The organism is Paraburkholderia kururiensis JCM 10599 = LMG 19447 (genome assembly GCF_003986935.1).
Classification (GTDB): Bacteria; Pseudomonadota; Gammaproteobacteria; order Burkholderiales; family Burkholderiaceae; genus Paraburkholderia; species Paraburkholderia kururiensis.
The window spans coordinates 101,557-125,609 of record NZ_RJZE01000024.1 but is presented as its reverse complement, the minus strand read 5'-3'; the positions used below and the strand labels follow the sequence as shown (position 1 = coordinate 125,609).

Genomic DNA, 24,053 nt, shown 5'->3' with positions numbered 1-24,053 from the left:
TTTTCGCCCGCCTTCCCCTCAAGCCTTCTGCAACAACGCCTTGAGACTCGCCAGCCGGTCCTTCGGCGTCATCGGCGCCTCGTCTTCGGTGGGCGGCGGGGCCTCGTCGAGGCCCATCTCGACAATGAAGCGCGACGCCTCGCACACGATAGTCTCCCGCGCCCGCTTGCGCTTCTTGCACCAGTTCAGATGCAGGCTGCGCTGCGCGCGCGTGATCGCCACGTACATGAGGCGCCGCTCTTCCTCGATGCGCGCATCGTCGATGGGTTCGTCGTCCGCGCCGCCGCGGTGCGGCATGATGCCTTCCTCCACGCCCACGAGGAACACGTGCGGATACTCGAGCCCCTTCGACGCATGCACGGTCGACAGGCGCACCGCATCCGGGTCTTCGTCCTTGCCTTCCAGCATCGACATCAGCGCGACGGTCTGGATCAGGCCCAGCAGGTTCTTGCCGGTGTCCGCGAGGCCGTCGGCGTTGTCGTAGCCGGTCGCCTCCCCTTCTTCCGAAATGGCCTGCTCGGGCTTGGTGCCCTTGCGCTTCAGCCACTCCAGAAACTCCAGCACGTTCTGCCACTTCGCCTGCGCCTGGCGTTCGTCGAACGCGTCGTACAGGTAGGCCTCGTAGTGAATCGCCTCCATGAGGTCGTCGAGCACGGTGGTGGCGGGGTCTTTGTCCGCGCGATCCGTGAGGCGCTGCATGAAGTCGCAGAAGGTGCGCATCGGTTCGATCTGCCGCGCCGAAAGGCGCGCCTCGATGCCGCCCATGTACACGGCCTCGAACAGCGACACCTTCGCCTGCCCCGCGAACGCGCCCAGCGCTTCGAGCGTCGTGTTGCCTACGCCGCGCCGCGGCGTGGTGATGGCGCGGATGAAGGCGGGATCGTCGTCGGGATTCGCGATGAGACGCAGGTAGGCGCACAGGTCTTTGATCTCGGCCTTGTCGAAGAACGACTGGCCGCCCGAGAGCACGTAGGGAATGCGCTCGCGCCTGAGCACCTGCTCGAAGATGCGCGCCTGGAAGTTGCCGCGGTAGAGAATCGCGTAGTCGCGAAACTGCGCGCGCCGCTCGAACTTGTGCGCCGAGAGCCGGAACACCACGGACTCGGCCTCGTGCTCCTCGTCGTTGCAGCCGGTCACGGTGATCGAATCGCCCATGCCGTGCTCCGACCACAGCTTCTTCTCGAAGAGTTTCGGATTGTTCGCGATGACGTTGTTCGCCGCCGTGAGAATGCGCGCGGTGGACCGATAGTTCTGTTCGAGCTTGATGACGTGCAGCTTCGGGAAGTCCTTGCCGAGCTGCGCGAGATTTTCGAGCGTCGCGCCGCGCCAGCCGTAGATGGCCTGGTCGTCGTCGCCCACCGCCGTGAACGCGGCGCGCGGGCCGGCCAGCAGCTTGAGCAGTTCGTACTGACACGCGTTGGTGTCCTGGTACTCGTCGATCAGCAGATAACGCAGCCGGTTCTGCCAGCGGTCACGAACAGGCTCGTTCTTTGCGAAGAGCTCGGTCGGCAGGCGGATGAGGTCGTCGAAATCCACGGCCTGATACGCGTGCAGCGTCGCCACGTAATTGCGGTACACGATGGCCGCCTGGTGCTCGTCCTCGTTCGACGCCGTGGCCATGGCCTCTTCGGGCGTGACGAGGCCGTTCTTCCACAGCGAAATGATGGTCTGGATCTTGCGGATGAAGCCCTTGTCCGTGGACCCCACCTGCTCCTGAATCATGGCGAAGCAGTCGTCGGAATCCATGATCGAGAACTGCGGCTTGAGGCCCACGTGCTCGGCTTCCTGGCGCAGGATCTGCACGCCCAGCGAGTGAAAAGTACACACGGTGAGCTGGTTCACCGGCACCTTGCGGCCTTCCTTGCCGGGCGTGGTGAGCGTCTTGCCTTCGAGCAGCTTGCCCACGCGCTCGCGCATTTCGGCGGCAGCCTTGTTCGTGAAGGTGACGGCGGCAATGTGGCGCGGCTCGAAGCCTTTGGCCTCGATGAGATGCGCGATCTTCTGGGTGATCACGCGCGTCTTGCCGCTGCCCGCGCCGGCGAGCACGAGACAGGGACCGTCGAGATAGCGCACCGCTTCGCTTTGGGCGGAATTCAGGCCTGCGGACATCGTTGCTGGAATGGGGAATGACAGGTGGCACCGCCGCGGGCGCGAGTCACGCGCGGCGGCGGAAGTTGGACCCGCGATGTTAACACGGGGCGCGCCTTTGGCCTGAGACGGAAGTGCCTTTGGCTTCCGACGCAAGCGCCTTCAGCCTGAGACGAAGCCGCCCCGGCTTCAGACGGCGGCGCCCGCGGCGTCAGACAGCCGCGCCCCGGCGTCATACGGCAACGTCCGCGCTTTCAGCGTGTCACAATCGCTGTCTCGCGCTGCCGCCATGGTGGCAAGACAGCGCGCCGTTTTTTTGCAGGAAGCTTTCATGACTGCTCCGCTGAAAACAGGTGTGATGGGCTACGGCTTCGCCGGCCAGACGTTTCACGCGCCGGTCATCGCCCATTGCGGCAGCGCGACCGTTGCCGCCATCGCAACCGGCCAGGCCGAGCGCGCCCGTGCCGACTTCCCCGCGGCCACCGTGGTGCCCGACCTCGACGCGCTGCTCGCGCTCGGCGACATCGAATGCGTCGTCATCGCCACGCCCAACGACACGCACTTCGACCTCGCGCGACGCACGCTGGAAGCCGGCAAGCACGTGGTGGTCGACAAGCCGGTCACGCTCACCGCCGCCGAAGCCCGCACGCTCGCCGATCTCGCCGCAAAGCAGGGCCGCCTCTTCGCCCCGTTCCACAACCGCCGCTGGGACGGCGACTTCCTCACCGTTCGTGACCTCGTGGAAAGCGGCAAGCTTGGCCGCATCACGCACTTCGAATCGCATTTCGACCGCTTCCGTCCGCTCGTGCGTCAGCGCTGGCGCGAAGACGCGGCGCGCGGCGGCGGTCTGCTGTTCGACCTCGGCCCGCATCTGATCGACCAGGCGCTCGTGCTGTTCGGCACGCCGCAAACCGTCACCGCGACCGTGAAGACACATCGCGATCACGGCACCGCGCCCGACTACGTGCATCTGCAACTTGGCTACGCGGCGCACCAGGTGGTGCTGCACGCCAGCGCGCTCGCCGCCATTGCGCCGCGTTTCGTCATTCACGGCACGCGCGGCAGCTACCGCAAGAACGGGCTCGACACCCAGGAAGACCAGTTGAAGGCCGGCTTGCGTCCCGGCGACGCCGGCTTCGGCGGCGGCAACGAACCGGGGCTCTTGCACGTGATCGAAGGCGAACAGGAAGTGGAGCGGGCGCACGCCACGCGCGACGGCGATTACATCGGCTTCTATCGGGCGCTGGCGGCCTCGATTCGCGACGGCGCGCCGTTTCCCGTCAGCGCACAGGACGCGGTGGACGTTATGACCATCATCGAACTGGCCAATCGCAGCGCCGAAGAAGGCCGCACGCTCGCCTTTGCACGCGCGTGATGCGCCTGATGCACCTCACGTACGTAAGGCCGTTCGTCTTCCGGGGAAGAACCATAAGAGCCACCGCCATCATCGCCATAAGGAGAACTGGAATGCCTCGCATGATCCGCGCGCTTGCCGCCTGCGCGCTGATTTCCGCTCTGGCCGCCTGTGTCGCGCCCCGGCCGCCGCGCAAACCCCATGCACCGCCCCCGCCGCCTCCTTCGCAATCCCAGCCGCGACCTGCGCCGGCCCCCACGCCGGCTCCGCCGCCCCGCGACATCGGCCTCGACCGGCTGGACCAAGTGGATAGCCGCATCGACATCCTGCATCGCCGCATTGATGCGCGCGTCGACAAGGGCTTCTATCCACAGCCGCAAGGCGACTCGCTGCATCACCGGCTCGACGTGATCCGCGAGGAAGCGCACGACATGGCCGCGCAGCACGGCGGCGGCGTTTCCGCTGACGAACAGCGCGTGCTGAATCAGGAACTGGACGGCGCCTCGCGGATAATTGGCGAGTAATTGACACGACCCCGGCGGCTCCCTCACAATCGCCACGCGCGCCGGGAGAGCGCGCCGGTTTTTTGAGCCGGCGCCGCCGAAGGGGCAACCCGCAAACTCTCAGGCAAAAGGACCGTGCGCGCCGGACCGCCAGCCCGCCCCCGGAAACGGGCGCAAAACTGGCACACCGTCCGAACTCTGGAGAGCGGCAGTAGCCCCGGCGCAAGCCTCGCGGGCAGGCTGCCCACCGAAGGGGCGCGCGCCTCGCCGTGTATCGCTGGATCGCCACGGCAGCGCAATCTCTCAGGTATCGAGGACAGAGGGGCCATGCACCGAACCGTCCGCCGGCATTTCGCCGCGTGAGGTTCGCTGCATGGCCCTTTTTGTTTTCGCCGCTTGTTCAACAAGCCAAGCCTGAGGCCCCATGACCGAACTCAAACGCACTCCGCTCAACGCCACGCACCGCGCGCTCAACGCCCGCATGGTCGACTTCGGCGGTTGGGACATGCCCGTCAACTACGGCTCGCAGATCGACGAACACCGTGCCGTGCGCACGGATGCAGGCATGTTCGACGTCTCGCACATGTGCGTCATCGACTTTGCCGGCGAGCGCGTACGCGCCTTCTTCGAGTACGCACTGGCCAACAACGTCGGCAAGCTGCAAACGCCGGGCCGCGCGCTCTACTCGTGCATGCTGAACCGCGACGGCGGCGTGATCGACGACCTGATCGTCTACTTCTTCGCCGAAGACAGCTTCCGGCTCGTCGTCAACGCGGGCACCGCGGACAAAGACATCGCTTGGCTCGAAGCGCTCAATGCCGAGCGCGGCTTCGGGCTCACCATCACGCCGCGCCGCGATCTCGCCATCGTCGCCGTGCAGGGCCCCAACGCGCGCAACAAGGTCTGGCAGGTCGCGCCGTCCACGCGCACCGCAACCGAACTGCTCAAGCCCTTCAACGCCGCGAAAATCGACAACACGCCGTTCGGCGAGCTGATGGTGGCACGCACGGGCTACACCGGCGAAGACGGCTTCGAAATCGTGCTGCCCGCCACGTTCGTCTGCGAATTCTGGGACGCGCTGGTGCGCCAGGGCGTGCGCCCCTGCGGGCTCGGTGCACGCGACACGCTGCGCCTCGAAGCCGGCATGAATCTTTACGGCCAGGACATGGACGAACAGGTCTCGCCGCTTGACGCCGGCCTCGCCTGGACCGTCGACCTTGCCACGCCGCGCGACTTCGTGGGCCGCACAGCGCTCGAGGCGCAAGCTTCGCGCTGCGGCTTCGTCGGTCTGATCCTGCAAAAGGAAAACGGCAAGGCGGGCGGCGTGCTGCGCGCGCATCAGAAAGTGATTACGTCGCTCGGCGAGGGTGAGATCACGAGCGGCACGTTCTCCCCGACCATGCAGGAATCCATCGCGTTCGCCCGCGTGCCGAAAGGCGTGCAGCCCGGCGACGCCGTTCAGGTGCAGATTCGCGACCGGGCGTTTCCCGCAAGCGTGGTAAAACTGCCCTTCGTGCGCAACGGCAAGGTGCTCACCGGCTGAAGCGGCCGGATCGAGCTACCGGCGGCGCGCGTCCCGCCCTCTTTTTAGCCATTACCGAATCAAGCACAGGAGCATCCAATGAGCATCCCGGCCGAACTGAAATACACCGAATCGCACGAATGGGTCCGCACCGAAGCTGACGGCACGTTGACCGTCGGCATTACGGACCACGCGCAGGAAGCGCTCGGCGACATCGTCTTCCTCGAACTGCCCGAAGCGGGCAAGGCCGTTTCGGCGGGCGACGGCGTGGCCGTGGTGGAGTCGGTGAAGGCCGCCTCGGACATCTACGCGCCGGTTTCGGGCGAGATCGTCGAATCGAACACGAGCCTGGTCGACACGCCCGACCAGGTGAACGGCGCACCGTACACCAGCTGGCTTTTCCGCATCAAGCCGGCTGCCGGTGCGTCCACCGACAAGCTGCTCGACGCCGCCGGCTACGAAAAAGCCATCGGCGCCTGAGTTCAAGCGCAGTCTTAAAGCGCAGTTCGCGCAGTTTTTACAGCCGTCACCACGACAGGCGCGGCGCCTCCGGCCCTTTGCTAAATTGCAGCGACGTAGCAGCAACCTCGCAGCAACGTAGCGACCCCGGAACGCCGCGCCGGCAGGAACCCTCATGAAGCTCGACCACCCGGATCACCTGATGAACCGCACTCCTCTTTCACTCGCGGCGCTCGAAGTGCATGACGCGTTCGCCGAGCGCCACATTGGCCCGGACGCAGCCGGCCAGCAGGCGATGCTCGACGCGCTCGGCTTCGCGTCGCGCGCCGCGCTGATCGACGCGGTGATTCCCAAGGCGATCCGGCGTGCCGACCCGCTGCCGCTGGGCCCGTTCGCCCAGCCGCTCTCCGAGGCCGAAGCGCTCGCCGCGCTGCGCGAACTGGCGAACAAGAACCAGGTGTTCCGCACGTACATTGGTCAGGGCTACTACAACGCGCACACGCCGCCGGTGATCCTGCGCAACGTGCTCGAGAACCCGGCCTGGTACACGGCCTACACGCCGTATCAGCCGGAGATTTCGCAAGGCCGCCTCGAAGCGCTGCTCAATTTCCAGCAGATGGTGATGGACCTCACGGGTCTCGCCATCTCGAACGCGTCGCTGCTCGACGAAGCCACAGCCGCCGCCGAAGCCATGACGCTGCTGCAACGCGTGGGCAAGCCGAAGTCGAACGTGTTCTACGTGGCCGACGACGTGCTGCCGCAAACCATTGAAGTCGTGAAGACGCGCGCCACGCCCGTGGGCATCGAGGTGAAGGTCGGCCCCGCGGCCGACGCCGCAAGCGCCAACGCATTCGGCGTGCTGCTGCAGTACCCCGGCGTGAACGGCGACGTGCGCGACTACCGCGCGCTTGCCGAAGCCATCCACGCCGCGGGCGGCCACGTAGTCGCCGCGGCCGACCTGCTCGCGCTCACCGTGCTCACGCCGCCTGGCGAATGGGGCGCGGACGTCGCGGTGGGCAACGCGCAACGCTTCGGCGTGCCGGTCGGCTTCGGCGGACCGCACGCGGCTTACCTCGCCGTGCGCGACGAGTTCAAGCGTCAGATGCCGGGCCGCCTCGTCGGCGTGACGGTGGATGCGCAAGGCAAGCCCGCGCTGCGCCTCGCGCTGCAAACGCGCGAACAGCACATCCGCCGCGAGAAGGCGACGTCGAACGTCTGCACGGCGCAGGCGCTGCTCGCCATCATGGCCAGCATGTACGCCGTCTATCACGGCCCGCGTGGTCTCAAGACCATCGCGCTGCGCGTGAACCGCATCGCGTCGCTGCTCGCGGCGGGCGCGAAGAAGCTCGGCTACACGCTCGTCAACGAAACGTTCTTCGACACGCTCACGTTCGAAACCGGCGCCCGCACGCAGGCGCTGCACGACGCCGCGCTCGCGCGCAGCATCAACCTGCGTCACGTGAGCGAAACGCGCGTGGGCGTCTCCATCGACGAAACCACCACGCGCGCCGACCTCGCCGACCTGCTCGCCGTGTTCGCGCAAGCTGCCTTCGCGAACGACGTGCCGCAAGTCGACGCGCTCGACGCCGAACTCGCGGCAAGCGCCACGGGCGCACTCGGCTCAGTGCCGGCCGGCCTCGAACGTACGAGCGCGTACCTCACGCACCACGTGTTCAACCGCCACCATTCGGAGACGGAAATGCTGCGTTACCTGCGCAGCCTCGCCGACAAGGACCTCGCGCTCGACCGCTCGATGATCCCGCTCGGCTCGTGCACGATGAAGCTCAACGCCACCTCGGAAATGCTGCCCGTCACGTGGCCCGAGTTCGGCCAGATTCACCCGTTCGCGCCCGCCGAGCAGACGGTCGGCTATCGCGAAATGATCGACCAGCTCGAACAGATGCTCGTTGCGGCCACCGGTTACGCCGCTGTCTCGCTGCAACCGAACGCGGGCTCGCAGGGCGAGTATGCGGGCCTGCTCGTCATCCACGCGTATCACGCGTCGCGCGGCGAAGGCCATCGCAACGTCTGCCTGATTCCGGCGTCCGCGCACGGCACCAACCCGGCGTCGGCGCACATGGCCGGCATGCAGGTCGTGGTCGTGGCGTGCGATGCGCAGGGCAACGTCGATATCGAAGACTTGAAGGCGAAGGCAGCGCAGCACGCGGACAAGCTCGCCGCCATCATGATCACCTACCCGTCCACGCACGGCGTGTTCGAACAGAACGTGCGCGAGATCTGCGAGATCGTGCATGCGCACGGCGGCCAGGTCTACGTGGACGGCGCCAACATGAACGCGATGGTCGGCCTCACGGCGCCGGGCCAGTTCGGCGGCGACGTGTCGCACCTGAACCTGCACAAGACGTTCTGCATTCCGCACGGCGGCGGCGGACCGGGCGTGGGTCCGGTCGCCGTGGGCGCACACCTCGCGCAGTTCCTGCCGAACCAGCTTTCGTCGGGCTACCGGCGCGCGGAACAAGGGATTGGCGCCGTCTCGGCCGCGCCGTATGGCTCGGCGTCGATCCTGCCGATCTCGTGGATGTATATCGCGATGATGGGCGCGAAGAACCTCACCGCCGCAACGGAAACCGCGATCCTCAACGCGAACTACGTCGCGAAGAAGCTCGCGCCGCATTACCCGGTGCTGTATTCGGGCCCGGGCGGGCTCGTTGCGCACGAGTGCATTCTCGATCTGCGCCCCATCAAGGAAACGAGCGGCATCACCGTGGACGACGTGGCCAAGCGCCTCGCCGACTTCGGCTTCCACGCGCCCACCATGAGCTTCCCGGTGCCGGGCACGCTGATGGTGGAGCCCACCGAGTCGGAGTCGAAGGAAGAACTCGACCGCTTCATCGACGCGATGATTGCGATTCGCGAAGAGATTCGCGCCGTGGAAGAAGGCCGCGCCGACCGCGAGGACAACCCGCTCAAGCACGCGCCGCACACGGCGGCCGTCGTTACGGCGAACGACTGGCCGCATGCGTACTCGCGCGAAGCGGCGGCTTACCCGCTGCCTTCGCTGCTCGCCAACAAGTACTGGCCGCCGGTGGGCCGCGCGGACAACGTCTACGGCGACCGCAATCTGTTCTGCTCGTGCGTGCCGGTTTCGGACTACGCCGATTCGTAATCGCTACCCGCATGCGGCGGCCCGGTTCATGGGTCGCCGCAGCGCTTCAGCTCTAGCTTCCGATTCACCCCGCGCCCAGCAGCCGCAATAGCGACGCGGGAAACTCGCCTTCGCGCCTCGCAAACCGTTAACATCACACACCTGTCAGCTCGACTCGGGAGTCCCGCATGGTGCGAGAGGTGCGAACGACAACAACAAGGCCCGTACACGGCTCGCGGCATGCGTCTTCCTCGTGGGCGATTCGCGTCGCCGCGCTGGTTGTGGCCGGTGGCGCGCTCGCATGGCCCGCGGCTGCGGCGTTGGCGGCCATGAATTTCTGTGCGGCGCCCGCGCTGCAAAGCAGCGAACGCACGAGCACGGACCCGGGCGTCAAGGCACTGGTGGCCGACGTGCAGGCGCGCGTGAACGAAACACCACACGCGGTGCCGCGGCTGCACACCGAAGGCACGTTGCCGCACGAAGGCATCTACGACCAGAGCGTGGAAGCCGAAAAAGATCTCGACCTGATGCGCAACGCCGCGCTCGCCTGGCGCGCCACCACGGACGACCGCTTCCTGAAGCTCGTCGACCGCCTGCTCTACGCATGGGTCACCACGTATCAACCGAGCTTCAACCCCATCGACGAAACGCATTTCGAAGGGCTGATTCTCGCCTACGACATGACCGCGAGCGCGCTGCCCGTGAAGACGCGCAATGCCACGATGGCCTTCCTCACGAAGTTCGCCAACGGCTACATCGCGCAGATCGACGCGCAGCCGCGCCCGCTTGCGGGCACGTTCAGGAACAACTGGCAAAGCCACCGCATCAAACTGATCGCGATGGCAGCGTTCACGCTGGATAACCGCAAGATGATTGCGGCAGCGCAGCGGCTCTTCGTGGAGCACATCGGCGACAACATCGAGCCTGACGGCTCCACCGTCGATTTCACCGAGCGCGACGCGCTGCACTACGTCACGTACGACCTGCAGCCGCTTGTCACGGCTGCGCTTGCGGCACGCCGGCACAACCGCAACTGGCTGCCCGAGCGCGCACCCAGCGGCGCGACGCTCGCCGCCGCGCTCAACTGGCTCACGCCGTATGCGCTCGGCCAGAAGACGCACGAGGAGTTCGTGCACTCCACGGTCGCCTTCGATGCGAAGCGTCGCGAAGCCGGGCTACCGGGCTATTCGGGCGAATGGGACCCGAAGAACGCGGCCGAACTGTTCCACCTGGCCGCGCGCCTCGACGGACGCTATGCGCCCATCGCGCTGAAGCTCGCGCCCACGCCGCCCGCGTGGCTCGCCGTGTGCTTGCCGTTGCCGGCACGCTGAGTCGCGGCGGAAAACTTTCACTCAATCCTTCGTTCCAGGAGCAGTAATGGCAGTCAGCGTGTTCGACCTCTTCAAAATCGGCATCGGTCCCTCCAGCTCGCACACAGTGGGTCCGATGCGCGCGGCGCTGATGTTCGCGCAGGGGCTCGAGCGCGACGGTCTGCTCGACGCGACCGCATCGGTGAAGGTGGATCTGTACGGATCGCTGGGCGCCACCGGCAAAGGCCACGGCACCGACCGAGGCGTAATGCTCGGTCTTATGGGCGACGCACCGGATACCGTCGACCCCGATACGATCGCCGTGCGCCTCGAAACCGTGAAGCAATCGCGCGCGCTTGCGCTGCTGGGCCGGCACGCCGTGCCGTTCGTGCAGAATGACCACATCGGCTTCTTCCGTCAGGCGCTCGCCGAGCATCCCAACGGCATGAAGCTCCACGCGTTCGACGTCGAAGGCGCCACGCTGCGCGAATCGACGTATCTCTCCGTGGGCGGCGGCTTCGTCGTGACGGCGGGTGCACCGAACACGAAAGTGCTCGCCGCCGTCGACCAGTTGCCGCATCCGTTTCGCACCGGCAACGAACTGCTCGCCATGTGTGCGGCCACGGGCAAGACCATCGCACAGCTGATGTGGGAAAACGAGCGCGCCTGGCACACCGACGAAGAAACGCGCGCCGGCCTCTTGAAGATCTGGAACGTGATGCAGTCGTGCGTGGCGCGCGGCTGCGGCATCAACAATCCGGATGCGGACGGCACGTTGCCCGGTCCGTTCCAGGTGAAGCGCCGCGCGCCGCAGCTTTACCGCGCGCTCACGGGCAACCCGGAACGTGCACTGCAAGACCCGCTTTCGATGGTGGACTGGATCAACCTCTACGCCATCGCCGTGAACGAGGAAAATGCCGCGGGCGGGCGCGTGGTCACGGCGCCCACCAACGGCGCGGCAGGCATCATCCCCGCGGTGCTCCACTACTACACGCGCTTCATGCCAGGCGCGAACGAACAAGGCGTGCTCGACTTCCTCATGACGGCTGCCGCCATCGGCATTCTGTACAAGCTCAACGCGTCGATTTCGGGCGCCGAAGTGGGCTGCCAGGGCGAGGTGGGCGTGGCGTGCTCGATGGCGGCAGGCGCACTCGCGGCCGTCATGGGCGGCACGCCGAAGCAGGTGGAAAACGCCGCCGAGATCGGCATGGAACACAACCTCGGCCTCACCTGTGACCCGGTGGGCGGCATGGTGCAGATTCCCTGCATCGAACGCAACGCGATGGCTTCCGTGAAAGCCGTGAACGCCGCGCGCATGGCGCTGCGCGGCGACGGCAGCCACTACGTGTCGCTCGACTCGGTCATCAAGACGATGCGCGAAACGGGCGCCGACATGAAGACGAAGTACAAGGAAACTTCGCGCGGCGGGCTGGCGGTGAACATCGTCGAGTGCTGAGCCGCGTTTGCGGGAGCGCGTGATTCGCGTCGTGACGTTGCGCGATTTGCCGTCGTAAGCTGTCGAAGTCCGATGATTTGCTGAACTCGTTCTCTTGTTCAGGTCCGCGATCAGAACCCACTCAGGACCAACCATCCAGGAGGCTTCACTGCAATGCCGCAGCCGAACATTCCCGCCCCTTCTTCCTCCGATACGACAACGGGTGCGCGCCTCATCGTCGATGCGCTGCTCGGCCACGGCGTTGACCGCGTGTTCTGCGTGCCCGGCGAGAGTTTTCTCGCCGTACTCGATTCGCTGCACGACGAGACGGAGCGTATCCAGACCGTGGTCTGCCGCCACGAAGCCGCGGCGGCCAACATGGCGGAGGCGGTCGGCAAGCTGACGGGGCGGCCGGGCGTGGCGATCGTCACGCGCGGGCCGGGCGCGACGCACGCGTCCATCGGCGTTCACACGGCGTTTCAGGACTCCACGCCCATGATCCTGCTGATCGGTCAGGTGGCGCGCGAACATCTGGACCGCGAGGCTTTCCAGGAAATCGACTACCGCCGCATGTTCGGGCAGATGGCCAAGTGGGTCGCGCAGATCGACGACGCGCGGCGCATTCCCGAGTACCTGAGCCATGCGTTTCACACGGCGACGTCGGGCCGCCCGGGCCCCGTCGTGCTCGCGCTGCCCGAAGACGTGCTGAGCGACATCTGCCCGGCGCAGCCGCCCGCGCCGGCTTATCAGCGCGTAGCGGCCTCACCGTCGCGTGCGCAGATGGAGCGGCTGCGCGAGTTGCTCGAAGCGGCACAACGGCCGTTCGTGGTGGCGGGCGGCAGCGGCTGGACGCCTGCGGCCTGCGAGAACCTCCAGCGCTTCGTCGAAAACTGGCGCCTGCCCATCGGCCTCGCGTTCCGCTACCAGGACACGCTCGACAACGAGCATCCGAACTACGCGGGCGACGTCGGGCTCGGCGTGAATCCGGCGCTCGCGCAACGCATCCGCGATGCCGACCTGCTGCTCGCACTCGGCCCGCGTCTTGGCGAAGCCACCACGGGCGGCTACACGCTGCTCGACATCCCGAAGACGAAGCAGACGCTCGTTCACGTCCATCAGGGCGCCGAGGAACTGGGCCGGGTCTACGCGCCGGAGTTGCCCATCGTCTCCGGCATGCCGGAACTCGCCGAACTGCTCGCGCAACTGCAGCCTTCGAAGGAGCCCGTGTGGTCGGGCAGCGCAGCACAAGCGCACAGCGCCTACCTCGAATGGCGCAAGCCGCGGCCGATGCCCGGCGAGATCCAGCTGGGCGAGATCATGCAGCAACTGCGCGCGCGGCTGCCTGCAGACGCCATCGTGACAAACGGTGCGGGCAATTACGCGACGTGGCTGCATCGGCACTTCTCGTACCGCCATTTCCGCTCGCAACTCGCGCCCACGAGCGGCGCAATGGGCTACGGCGTGCCGGCGGCGATTGCGGCGAAGTCGCTGTATCCGCAGCGCACCGTCGTGGCGTTCGCAGGCGACGGCTGTTTCATGATGGCGGCACAGGAGTTGGCCACCGCGATGCAATACGGCCTCGCGGTGCTCTTCATCGTGGTGAACAACGGCCATTACGGAACGATCCGCATGCATCAGGAGCGCACGTATCCGGGCCGCGTGCATGGCACGGGGCTGACGAACCCCGACTTCGCCGCATTCGCGCGCGCCTTCGGCGCACACGGCGAAACGGTGGAGCGCACGGCGGACTTCCTGCCTGCGCTGGAACGCGCTCTCAACTCGGGCCTGCCCGCGCTGCTCGAACTGCGCGTGCCGCAGGACGCCAGCACACCCGCCGCTACGCTCGGTCAATTGCGCGAGCAGGCGCTGAAGGCGCGCGGCTGAGGCCGCGTGCGTCGTACGCGTGCCGTGCGCCGAGTGTGCCGGGTATGCCGAGTGCATCGATTCACCGCCCGCTCCGCGCCGCCGATAACGCGAGCCCCAAAAGAAAAGCCCCGCAGGCATTGGCCTGCGGGGCTTTTTCATGGCGTCTACTTCGTCGCGACGCCTGCGGGTAGCTTGCCTTTGGCGCGCCGCCTCGCCGAACGATCAGCCAGGCGGGCAACCACGCAGCTTACTTGCCGCCCACGCTTTCCAGCGTCGTCCACTTGCCGTCGACGACCTTGTACAGCGTGATGCCACCGTTCTTCAGATCGCCCTTCGAGTCGTAGGCGAGCTGCTTCGTCGTCACAGCCGGCATGTCGGTCTTCGCAAGGAACGGCAGGTACTTCGCCGGGTCGGTCGAGTTCGCCTTCTTCATGGCCGTGAAGAGCGCCATCGCGCCGTCATACGCGTACGGCGAGTAGGTCTGCACGTCTTCGCCGAAGCGCTTCTTGTACTTCTCGACGTATGTCTTGCCGCCCGGCATTTCGTCCAGCGGCAGGCCGGCAAGCGATGCCACCGTGCCGTTCGCCGCGTCGCCCGCAAGCTGCAGGAAGGTCGGCGTGTGGACCATTTCGCCGCCCATCAGCGGAGCCTTCACGCCCAGCGCCTTCATCTGCTTGACCATCGGCGCGGCCTGCGCGTCTGCGCCGCCGTAGTAGATCAGGTCCGGATTGGCAGCCTTCAGCTTGGTCAGGATCGACTTGAAGTCCACGGCCTTGTCGTTCGTGTATTCACGATCGACGATGGTCGCGCCCGCCGCCTTCGCGGCCTTCTCGAACTGGTCGGCCAGACCTTGGCCGTAGGCCGTGCGATCGTCCACGATCGCAATCTTCTTCATGCCGAGCTTCTTCACCGCGAACGCGCCGGCCACCGAGCCTTGCTGCGTGTCCGAGGTCATCATGCGGAACGTGGTCTTGAAACCTTGCTGCGTGTATTCCGGCGCCGTTGCCATCGCGATCTCGGGAATGCCCGCATTCGCGTAGATGCGCGAAGCCGGGATCGTCGTGCCCGAGTTGAAGTGGCCGAGCATGCCCTTGATGCCGTCGTCAACGAGCTTCTGCGCGACGGTGGTGCCCGTGCGCGGGTCGGCCTGGTCGTCTGCCGAGTCGAGCACGAAGTGAACCGGCTTGCCGCCGATCACGGGCTTCGTCGCGTTCATGTCTTCGACGGCCAGCGTGATGCCGTTCTGGAAATCTTTGCCGTAGTGCGCCTGCGCGCCCGTCATCGGGCCCGCGAAGCCGATCTTCACGTCGTCTGCCTGCTGCGCATGCGCGGTCCCCGCCAGCGACATTGCAGCAACCAGCGTTGCGCCTGCCAGCTGTTTCATCGTGTGTTGCATATCTTCTCCTTGATACCAGGTATGGAATGGAGCGGCTTACGGGATCGCCGTGCCCCTCCTTCTTTGCGCCGACCGGTCCGGGATGGCTCAGCCGATCGTCATCAAATTCGCGTTACCACCCGCCGCGGCCGTGTTCACGCTGACCGAGCGTTCCGTGAGCAGGCGTTCGAGCGCGTAGTCTTCGTCGCCGCTCGCGAGCGCATGCGCCGCCACGCCCTGCACCGAGACGATGGGCCCCGGCCGCTTCGCCACTTCCTTCACGAGGGCGAGCAGCTCGTCGCTGTCGCCTTCGAACAGCACCGCGTTGAACACGGCATCCGCAGCCTTCTTCACGCTCGCATACGGCTTGAGCGCGGCCGGCAGCGCGCCGACCAGCGCCTCGCCCGCGGCGCCGTCGAAGAGCGCACGGTTGCCGGTGGCCAGCGCCGCCGCGAACTGCGCCCGCGCGCCGCCCGCCGTGGCCGGCACGCAGAGCACCGTGCCGCGCGCGCCGAGCGTGTACGTGTTGCGCTCGCCGGTCGGGCCCGGCAGCACAGCGGTGGCGCCCACGAGCACGTGCTCGAGGTAGCTTTCGCAGCGAGCAGCCAGTGCCGGCTCGCGCTCGGCGATCAGCCAGTCGCGCAGCGCGGTGAGCGCAGCCTGCGCGGAGTGCGGCACGGGCGAACCCGCCGCGCCTTGCGCCTCGTCGCTGCCGTCACCGCTTTGCGGCGCATCCACCACGAGCGTCTGCGCGAGCGACACGGGCAAGCCCGCGGGCCGCGTCGCGAGCAGCCGCTGCAGATAGAGCGGACCGCCCGCCTTCGGCCCCGTGCCCGACAAACCCTCGCCGCCGAACGGCTGCACGCCCACCACTGCGCCGATCACGTTGCGGTTCACGTAGATGTTGCCCACGTGCGCGCGGCCGACCACATGCGCAATGGTTTCGTCGATACGCGTGTGGATGCCGAGCGTGAGCCCGTATCCCGTCGCGCGGATCTGCTCCAGCAGCCGGTCGAGTTGCGCGCGGCGGTAACGTACCACGTGCAGCACCGGACCGAACACTTCGCGCTTGAGTTCGTCGAGGCTATCGATCTCGATCAACGTCGGCGGCACGAACGTGCCTTGCGCGCAGCCTTCCGGCATGTCCAGTTGCGCCACCTTGCGGCCCTTTTCGCGCATCGCGGCGATGTGGGCGTCGATGCCGCGCTTCGCGTCGGCGTCGATCACGGGGCCCACGTCCACCGAAAGGCGGTCCGGGTTGCCGATGGTCAGTTCGCGCATTGCGCCCGTGAGCATTTCCAGCGTGCGTTCCGCGACGTCGTCCTGCAGACAAAGAACGCGCAGCGCCGAGCAGCGTTGACCCGCCGAATCGAACGCGGATTGCAGCACGTCGGCCACCACCTGCTCCGCGAGCGCGGACGAATCCACGATCATCGCGTTCTGGCCGCCGGTTTCGGCGATCAGCGGAATCGGGCGGCCTTCGGCGTCGAGGCGTTCCGAGAGCGTCTTGTTGATGAGCCGCGCCACTTCCGTGGAGCCCGTGAACATCACGGCGCGCGTGCGCGGGTCGGCCACGAGCGCGGCACCCACGGTCTCGCCGTCGCCCGGCAGCAGTTGCACGGCGCCGGCCGGCACGCCGGCTTCACGCAGAATGCGCACGGCTTGCGCGGCGATCAGCGGCGTTTGTTCGGCGGGCTTGGCGAGCACGGTGTTGCCCGCCGCCAGCGCTGCCGCCACCTGACCCATGAAAATGGCGAGCGGGAAGTTCCACGGGCTGATGCAGACCACGGGACCGAGCGGGCGATGCGTGTCGTTCGAGAACTCGCTGCGAATCTGCGCGGAGTAGTAGCGCAGGAAGTCGATGGCTTCGCGAATTTCGGACACTGCGTTCGGCAGCGACTTGCCCGCCTCGCGCACCACGAGGCCCATCAGCGTGTGCATTTGCGCTTCAAGCAGGTCAGCAGCACGCGCGAGGCAATCGGCGCGGGCGTCCACGGGCGTGGCCTGCCAGATCGGCGCGGTGGCCACGGCGTGCGAGAGCGCCGTGTTCACGTGCGCGGCGGTGGCTTCCACCACCGTGCCCACGAGGTCGCGATGATCGGCCGGGTTGCGCACGTCGCGCGCCACGCCGCTCACCGTCTCGGTGTCGTCGAGCATGGGCGCGGCGCGCCACGGGTGATGCGCACTCGCCAGCAGCGCCGACGAGAGCGACGCGAGCCGATGTTCGTTCGACAGATCGAGGCCCATCGAATTGACGCGCTCTGCGCCATACAGATTGCGCGGCAGCGGAATCTTGGAATGCGGCGCGCCGACGGGTGAAACCTTCGCGGCTTCCTCGACCGGATCGGCCACGAGTTCGGCCACCGGCACGGAGGTGTCCGCGATACGGTTCACGAACGACGTGTTGGCGCCGTTTTCGAGCAGGCGCCGCACGAGGTACGCGAGCAGCGTCTCGTGCGTGCCGACCGGCGCGTAGACGCGGCACGGGCGGTTCAGCTTGCCTGCGGAGACCGGCCCCGTCACCTCTTCGTACAGCGGCTCGCCCATGCCGTGCAGGCACTGGAACTCGTACTGGCCGGGGTAGTAGTTCTGCCCCGCGAGGTGATAGATGGCCGAGAGCGTATAGGCATTGTGCGTGGCGAACTGCGGATAGACGGCGTCCGGCGCCGCGAGCAGCTTCTTCGCGCACGCAAGGTACGAGACGTCCGTGTAGATCTTGCGCGTGTAGACCGGGTAGCCTTCCAGGCCGCCCACCTGGGCGCGCTTGATTTCGCTGTCCCAGTAGGCGCCCTTCACGAGCCGCACCATGATGCGATGCCGGCTGCGGCGTGCGAGGTCCACGATGTAGTCGATCACGAACGGGCAGCGCTTCTGGTACGCCTGCACCACGAAACCGATGCCGTTCCAGCCTTGCAGCTCGGGGTCGAAGCAGAGCGCTTCGAGCAGATCGAGCGAGATTTCGAGGCGGTCCGCTTCTTCGGCGTCGATGTTGAGACCGATGTCGTAGCGGCGCGCGAGGATCGCGAGCGAGCGCACGCGCGGCAGCAGCTCCGTCATCGTGCGTTCCTGCTGCGAACGCGAGTAGCGCGGATGCAGCGCCGAAAGCTTGATGGAGATGCCCGGGCCTTCGTAGATGCCGCGCCCGCCCGCCGCCTTGCCGATGGCGTGAATGGCCTGCTCGTAGGACGCGTAGTAGCGCTGCGCGTCGGCTTCCGTGGTGGCGGCTTCGCCCAGCATGTCGTACGAATAGCGGAAGCCCCGCGCCTCGAACTTGCGGCTGTTCGCGAGCGCTTCGCTGATGTTCTCGCCCGTCACGAACTGCTCGCCCATCAGGCGCATGGCCATGTCCACGCCCTTGCGGATGAGCGGCTCGCCGCCCCGGCCAATCAGGCGCGTCAGCGCGGACGAGAGGCCCGTTTCGCTGTTGGTCGTGACGAGCTTGCCGGTAATCATCAGGCCCCAGGTGGCCGCGTTCACGAACAGCGAGGGCGCGTGGCCGACGTGCGACTTCCAGTCGCCCTTGCTGATCTTGTCGCGAATCAGGGCATCGCGCGTGGCGCGGTCGGGAATGCGCAGCAGCGCTTCGGCGAGGCACATGAGCGCCACGCCCTCCTGGCTCGACAGCGAGAACTCGTGAATCAGCCCTTCCACACCGCCGCCCGAGCGCTTCGCGCGCAAGGCTTCGACAAGGCGCGCGGCCAGCTTCTGCACGTCCGCGCCGAGGCTGGGCGAAAGACGCGCCTGACCCATCAGGAACGGCACGCACTCCGGCTCGGGCCGGCGGTACGCCGCCGTGATCGCCGCGCGCAGCACCGACTGCGGCTGCACGTTTTGCGCGAATTCGAGGAACGGATGCGAGGCGCTGTCTTCCTCGGCGTCGACGGCGGCGCCGTCGGCGAGGTCGGTTGCACCGTGGTGACCGGTGAGTTCGGCGGGCAGCTGGCCGTGCTCGATCTTCTCGAGATAGGCAAAGATGGCCTGCTTGATGAGCCAGTGGGGGGTGCGCTCGAGGCGCGCGGCGGCGTCTTTCAGCCGGGTACGCAGGAGGTCGTCGACTTTGACGCCGAGGGTGGTGCTCGCCATATTTCGCTCACGGGCCGGTGCGACCGGCCAATACCAAAAAAGTTGGCCGAATCGTACGCCTCCCAATAAAAAGGTGCAACCAAACGGGAACGTGGGTTGCACCACCTTGGAAGCCTTATGGCACAAGGGTTTTCAGTCGATCGCACCAAACCGGGGCGCGCTATGCGGAATCGGTATTTTCCCTGATGAGATTCTTTGTGCCACCGCCCTTATCGAAACGCCGACGCCGCCGTTATACAGCTATGCGCCCTGTCGCACGGTGCTCGACTAAAAGGATTGGCGAAATGGAAAAGTGGATGGTAATTGCTGGCGTGTGGGCGATGTGCGCGACGTGCGCGATCCTGTTTATTCGCGGGGCCTCGTCCCCGGCGGTCCGCCCCGTTCCTGTAAAGGATTCGTCGGGACGCGACGTGCGCGGGCTCATCGACGCACAGCGCCACGAAAGCTGAAGGGAAGCTGGCGAACCCGGATCTCGACAGGGGTTGCCCTCGCCGGGCGTGCGCGTCGCACGTTCAGGCGCGCGACGTGCGGGTGCGCTGACAAAGAGGCCGCTGACAAAGCGGGCACTCAAGCAGGGCGCGAGGACAGGGCACCCAGGCGGCGCGCGGCAGCTGCGGCAGTCACGCCGATGCTGAGGCCAACAAAGGCTGAAACTACGGGCAGGTATCGCGAGGCGAGACCCGGCGAATCGTGCAGCGTGCAGAGACGGCTTCAAGGCGACAGCATCTCCGAAACCCGAACCGAATACAGCGAGACCCGCAATGCTCTGCTCTATCGAATGTCGATCGTCCGCACGCAACCGGCAGGCCGCGCAGCAGCGTGCCCGGTCCAGTTGCGCCAGCGCGGCGGCGCGTCCGCCGGCGCTCATGTTCCCGGCGCGAGGCTATGCCAGTACGGTGCGAGCACGTGCGCGGACAGCGCGTAACCGCTGGCGGTATTAACCGCGATTGGTTACGACAGCGCGCCCCCCGCATTCATGAGCTCGCCTTTCGCGCTGTCGATATGACCCGCGCGGATAAGCGCCTTCCCTTCGCTACGCTCGACCGGCAACAGCCTCAGATATCGAGCGGATCCACCTCGACACTCCAGCGCAGCACGCCTTTGATCTGACGCAGCGCCGGCAGCCATGCCCGCAGCGTGGCCTGCAGCGCGGCGCGCGACCCGCTTTCGATCAGCAACTGGGCGCGATGCACGTGCATCACTTTCACGATGGTCATGGGCACGGCGTCGTAGGCCGTGACGCGCTCCGCGGCCGGAATCTCGTGCAGCGCCGCGGCGGCCTGCTGGAGGAATGCAAGTGCGGCATCGAGCGTGCGCCCCTCGGCGCGCAGCAGCGCCTGGTAGACGAAAGGCGGCAGATGGGCGTCGCGACGCTCCGCGAGCGTCGCTGTCGCGAAACCCACATAGTCGTGACGCGTGAGCGCGTGATAGAGCGCGTGGCGCGCGTAGCGCGTCTGCACCAGCACTTCGCCCGGCAGGCCGGCGCGGCCCGCGCGCCCGCTCACCTGCATCAGTTGCGCGAACAGACGCTCGCTGGCGCGAAAGTCGTGCGAGAAGAGCGCCGTATCCGCATTGAGCACGCCCACCAGCGAGACACGCTGGAAGTCGTGGCCCTTCGCGATCATCTGCGTGCCCACCAGGATATCCACCTCGCCCGCGTGCACGTCCGAAAACAGCGCTTCGGCGCTGCCTTTGCGGCGCGTGCTGTCCGCGTCGATGCGCAGCACGCGGGCACCGGGCACGGCCTGGGCGAGCGCTTCCTCGATGCGCTGGGTGCCGCGGCCCATCGGCGCGATATCGACGTTGCCGCAGTCCGGGCACGCGCGCGGAATGCGCGATTCCCAGCCGCAATGGTGGCAACGCAGCGCACGCTCCGGCTTGTGGAGCACGACGTAGGCGCTGCATCGGGGGCAACCGGCCACCCAGCCACAGGCGTCGCACGAAAGGATGGGCGCGTAGCCGCGGCGATTCAGGAACACGAGGCTCTGCTCGCCGCGTTCGAGGCGCGTCTTCATCGCGGCGACGAGTGGCCCGGAGAGCCCCTCGAACGACGCACGGCCGCGGCGGTGCTCGTCTTCGAGATCGATCAGCTTCACGACGGGCAACGCCGCATCGGTCACGGCCCGGCGAGACAGCGTGAGCCGCGTATAGCGGCCCTGCTCCGCGAGCCACCAGCTTTCCAGCGACGGCGTGGCCGAACCGAGCACCACGGGCACGTCGAGCTGCTTCGCGCGCCACACGGCGAGGTCGCGCGCGGAGTAACGCAAGCCGTCCTGCTGCTTGTAGGCGGGGTCGTGCTCCTCGTCGACCACGATGATGGCGAGCTTCGGCAACGACGCCAGCACCGCGAGCCGCGTGCCGAGCACGATGCGCGCGTGGCCCGTGTGCGCGGCGAGCCAGTTGCGCGCGCGTTCGCCCTCGGCGAGACCGCTGTGCAGCGTGACGATGGCGCCCTCCGCCAGCGACGCAAAGCGCGCGCGGAACGCCGCTTCGAACTGCGGCGTGAGGTTGATTTCAGGCACGAGGACGAGCGCCTGAGCATCCGGACGACGCTCGAGCAGATGAGCGAGCGCGCGCAGATAGACCTCGGTCTTGCCGCTGCCGGTCACGCCGTGGAGCAGAAACGGCGCGAAGCCGCTGGCGCCGGTGATGGCGGCGAGCGCGATGGTTTGCTCGTCGGTCAGAACGGGGAGCGATACGGGGCCGGCCGTGGCGACGGACGGGGTGGCGCTATTGCCCGCCGCAAACGGATCGACCACCTCGCGCCGAACCCAGCCCGTTTCGCACCAGGCATCGAGCACGGCCACGGCTTTGGGATGGAGCGAACGCGCGTCGGAGGCGAAAAGCGCATCCTCGGCCAGCAACGCCGCGGCCAGTCGACGCAGCGCATTGGCGCGCACGGGCAGGGAGTCCGGTAGAGCGCCGCGGCCAGCGGGCAGCACGCGGTAGCGCGGCTCGTGCGCGAACAGGCGTTCCCAGCGCGACGCGTCGCGCAGTGCCTGGGGCAGCGCCGGCAACGCGACTTCGCCGAGGCCGCGCTGGTAGTAGTCCGCGGCGAAGGCGGCGAGCGCGAGCCAATCGGCGGAAAGCGGAGGACAACCGCCGCACACGCTCGTGACGTTGCGCAGACGATCAGGCGGCACGTCGCTGTGAGCGGTCACTTCGCATACGAGCGCCACCGCTTCGCGTCGTCCGAACGGCACGTTGACCAGTGTCCCGGGCAGTGGGGCCGGCCCGCCGCCCGGGTAGCGATAGTCGAAGAGCGTGGACAGCGGATGGTCCAGCGCGACGCGGACAAAGCGGTCCGTCATTCGGCTGCCTTTAGCATGGGCCGGTCGCGGCGAGTGTTGTCCAGCCCACACTTAAAGTAAAACTTCACTTTCGGCGCTAAGTTAAGGATTCGGCTGAACAAATGCGCCGCGAATCGCGGCGCGCCTGTGGATAACTTTGTTAAGAAGTTCGCCAGGAAGGCCGCCCCGCGGCGTTTGGCCGCTATTCGGCCAGGAAGGCCGGCCTGACGGCCGCTCCGCGAAAAGCCTTGTCTGTCAAGGGATTGATCAAAATCGCGGCGATCCGGCAAGGACTTTGCAGCGACGAAATGCTCTACCGCGCCGCAACGTGACCTGTGTGCATAAGTCAAGTCTTGACAACGCGAAAAGGGCCTGTGGATGGCCTTCTGCGTCCCCCGGCACCCTGAGGCGTGGAGCCCACTTCATCGCACTGCAACAGAAGCGTCACACTGCGGGGCCGGATGGGGCCGTGCCCGCCGTCAGACCCGCTGGTAGACCCGTTCCGCGAATTGCCCGGCTGTGCCGATGCACCTCGTCCACCAGCTCTGCGACGTGCTCCGGCGGCGTGAACTGCGAGATGCCGTGCCCCAGGTTGAAAACATGGCCCGGATGGTCGCCGAAGCTGTCGAGCAGCGCGCGCGCCTCGATGCGGATGCTCGACGGCGGCGAGAACAGCACAGTGGGGTCCAGGTTGCCCTGCAACGCAACGCGGTCGCCCACGAGTTCGCGCGCACGACCCAGATTCACGGTCCAGTCGAGCCCGACGGCGTCCACGCCGGTGGCCGCGATTTCTTCCAGCCACAACCCGCCGCCCTTCGTGAACGTGATGACGGGCACGCGTGCGCCATCGTGCTCGCGCTTGAGCTGCTGCACGACCTCGCGGATGTAGTGCAGCGAGAAGCGCTGATAGACCCCATCTGCAAGCGCCCCGCCCCACGTGTCGAAAATCATCACGGCCTGCGCGCCGGCTTCGATCTGCGCATTCAGGTACGCGGCCACGGACTTCGCGTTGATGTCGAGAATGCGATGCATCAGGTCCGGGCGGGCGTACAGCATCGTCTTCACGGTGCGGAAATCGTCGGAGCCGCCGCCTTCCACCATGTAGCACGCAAGCGTCCACGGGCTGCCCGAAAAGCCGATCAGCGGCACACGCTGGCGGCCTTGCGCGTCGACGAGCGCGCGGCGGATCTGGCGAACGGCGTCGGTCACGTAGCGCAGCGTGCCGTCGATATCGGGTACGGCGAGCCGCGCCACGTCCTCTTCGGTGCGCACGGGGCGCGCGAACTTCGGTCCCTCGCCCGCAGCGAAGTCGAGGCCGAGGCCCATCGCGTCGGGAACGGTGAGGATGTCCGAGAACAGAATGGCGGCGTCGAGCGGATAGCGGTCGAGCGGCTGCAGCGTGACCTCGGTCGCGTAGTCGGGATTCTTGGCAAGCCCGAGAAAGCTGCCGGCGCGGCTGCGCGTGGCGTTGTACTCGGGCAGATAGCGCCCCGCCTGGCGCATGAGCCACACCGGCGTGTACTCGGTGGGCTGTCGCAACAGCGCGCGCAGGAAAGTGTCGTTCAGAAGGGGATGGGCCACGTTGCGGAGCGTCTGTCGCGTGAAAGGCAAAGCCGCATTTTACCCGTACGGCGCCTGGCTATTGCGGCCTCTCGCTGCGTA

13 protein-coding genes and 2 riboswitches are annotated in these 24,053 nt (G+C 67.0%); of the genes, 8 read left to right on the top strand and 5 right to left on the bottom strand.

Annotation, left to right across the window (positions count from 1 at the left end; translation table 11 throughout):
- Positions 1-18: 18 nt before the first annotated feature.
- A complete protein-coding gene (locus PKKP23_RS25990) occupies positions 19-2,109 on the bottom strand; it encodes a UvrD-helicase domain-containing protein (protein WP_017772225.1) in 2,091 nt (696 codons plus the stop codon).
- A gap of 310 nt (positions 2,110-2,419) precedes the next feature.
- On the opposite strand from PKKP23_RS25990, the gene PKKP23_RS25985 reads away from it, so the two are divergent.
- From PKKP23_RS25985 to PKKP23_RS25950, 8 genes are all read left to right on the top strand, one after another.
- A complete protein-coding gene (locus tag PKKP23_RS25985; protein ID WP_126878991.1) occupies positions 2,420-3,463 on the top strand; it encodes an oxidoreductase in 1,044 nt (347 codons plus the stop codon).
- A 92-nt stretch (positions 3,464-3,555) separates the two neighbouring features.
- Complete coding sequence (locus PKKP23_RS25980; protein WP_017772227.1) at positions 3,556-3,966, top strand: hypothetical protein; 411 nt, start codon at positions 3,556-3,558, stop codon at positions 3,964-3,966.
- Positions 3,967-3,998: 32 nt separating this feature from the next.
- A riboswitch (glycine riboswitch) is annotated at positions 3,999-4,090 on the top strand.
- A gap of 43 nt (positions 4,091-4,133) precedes the next feature.
- A riboswitch (glycine riboswitch) is annotated at positions 4,134-4,275 on the top strand.
- Between the two features lie 94 nt (positions 4,276-4,369).
- Positions 4,370-5,488 carry a glycine cleavage system aminomethyltransferase GcvT gene (gcvT, locus tag PKKP23_RS25975; RefSeq protein WP_017772228.1) on the top strand — a complete coding sequence of 373 codons (1,119 nt, stop codon included), beginning with the start codon at positions 4,370-4,372 and terminating at the stop codon, positions 5,486-5,488.
- 78 nt (positions 5,489-5,566) lie between these two features.
- Positions 5,567-5,947: a glycine cleavage system protein GcvH gene (gene gcvH, locus PKKP23_RS25970; RefSeq protein ID WP_126878990.1), complete on the top strand. Its 381-nt coding sequence runs from the start codon at positions 5,567-5,569 to the stop codon at positions 5,945-5,947.
- 154 nt (positions 5,948-6,101) lie between these two features.
- Positions 6,102-9,053 carry an aminomethyl-transferring glycine dehydrogenase gene (gene gcvP, locus PKKP23_RS25965; protein ID WP_126878989.1) on the top strand — a complete coding sequence of 984 codons (2,952 nt, stop codon included), beginning with the start codon at positions 6,102-6,104 and terminating at the stop codon, positions 9,051-9,053.
- 167 nt (positions 9,054-9,220) lie between these two features.
- Positions 9,221-10,363 (top strand): alginate lyase family protein, encoded by a 1,143-nt coding sequence (locus tag PKKP23_RS25960; protein ID WP_126878988.1) that lies wholly within the window; start codon positions 9,221-9,223, stop codon positions 10,361-10,363.
- A gap of 46 nt (positions 10,364-10,409) precedes the next feature.
- A complete protein-coding gene (locus PKKP23_RS25955) occupies positions 10,410-11,798 on the top strand; it encodes an L-serine ammonia-lyase (RefSeq protein ID WP_126878987.1) in 1,389 nt (462 codons plus the stop codon).
- Between the two features lie 153 nt (positions 11,799-11,951).
- Complete coding sequence (locus PKKP23_RS25950) at positions 11,952-13,661, top strand: thiamine pyrophosphate-binding protein (RefSeq protein WP_126878986.1); 1,710 nt, start codon at positions 11,952-11,954, stop codon at positions 13,659-13,661.
- Between the two features lie 229 nt (positions 13,662-13,890).
- On the opposite strand, the gene PKKP23_RS25945 is transcribed toward PKKP23_RS25950, so the two are convergent.
- From PKKP23_RS25945 to hemE, 4 genes are all read right to left on the bottom strand, one after another.
- Positions 13,891-15,039, bottom strand: coding sequence for a branched-chain amino acid ABC transporter substrate-binding protein (locus PKKP23_RS25945; protein ID WP_017772234.1), 1,149 nt, complete (start codon positions 15,037-15,039; stop codon positions 13,891-13,893).
- A gap of 87 nt (positions 15,040-15,126) precedes the next feature.
- The gene (putA, locus tag PKKP23_RS25940; RefSeq protein ID WP_126878985.1) at positions 15,127-19,101 is read right to left on the bottom strand and encodes a trifunctional transcriptional regulator/proline dehydrogenase/L-glutamate gamma-semialdehyde dehydrogenase; all 3,975 of its coding nucleotides are present in this window, start codon (positions 19,099-19,101) and stop codon (positions 15,127-15,129) included.
- A gap of 1,055 nt (positions 19,102-20,156) precedes the next feature.
- On the bottom strand, positions 20,157-22,412 hold the full coding sequence (locus PKKP23_RS25935) for a primosomal protein N' (RefSeq protein ID WP_126878984.1): 2,256 nt from the start codon (positions 22,410-22,412) through the stop codon (positions 20,157-20,159).
- A gap of 423 nt (positions 22,413-22,835) precedes the next feature.
- Positions 22,836-23,972, bottom strand: a complete 1,137-nt coding sequence (hemE, locus tag PKKP23_RS25930) for a uroporphyrinogen decarboxylase (RefSeq protein WP_126878983.1) — start codon at positions 23,970-23,972, stop codon at positions 22,836-22,838.
- Positions 23,973-24,053 lie beyond the last annotated feature (81 nt).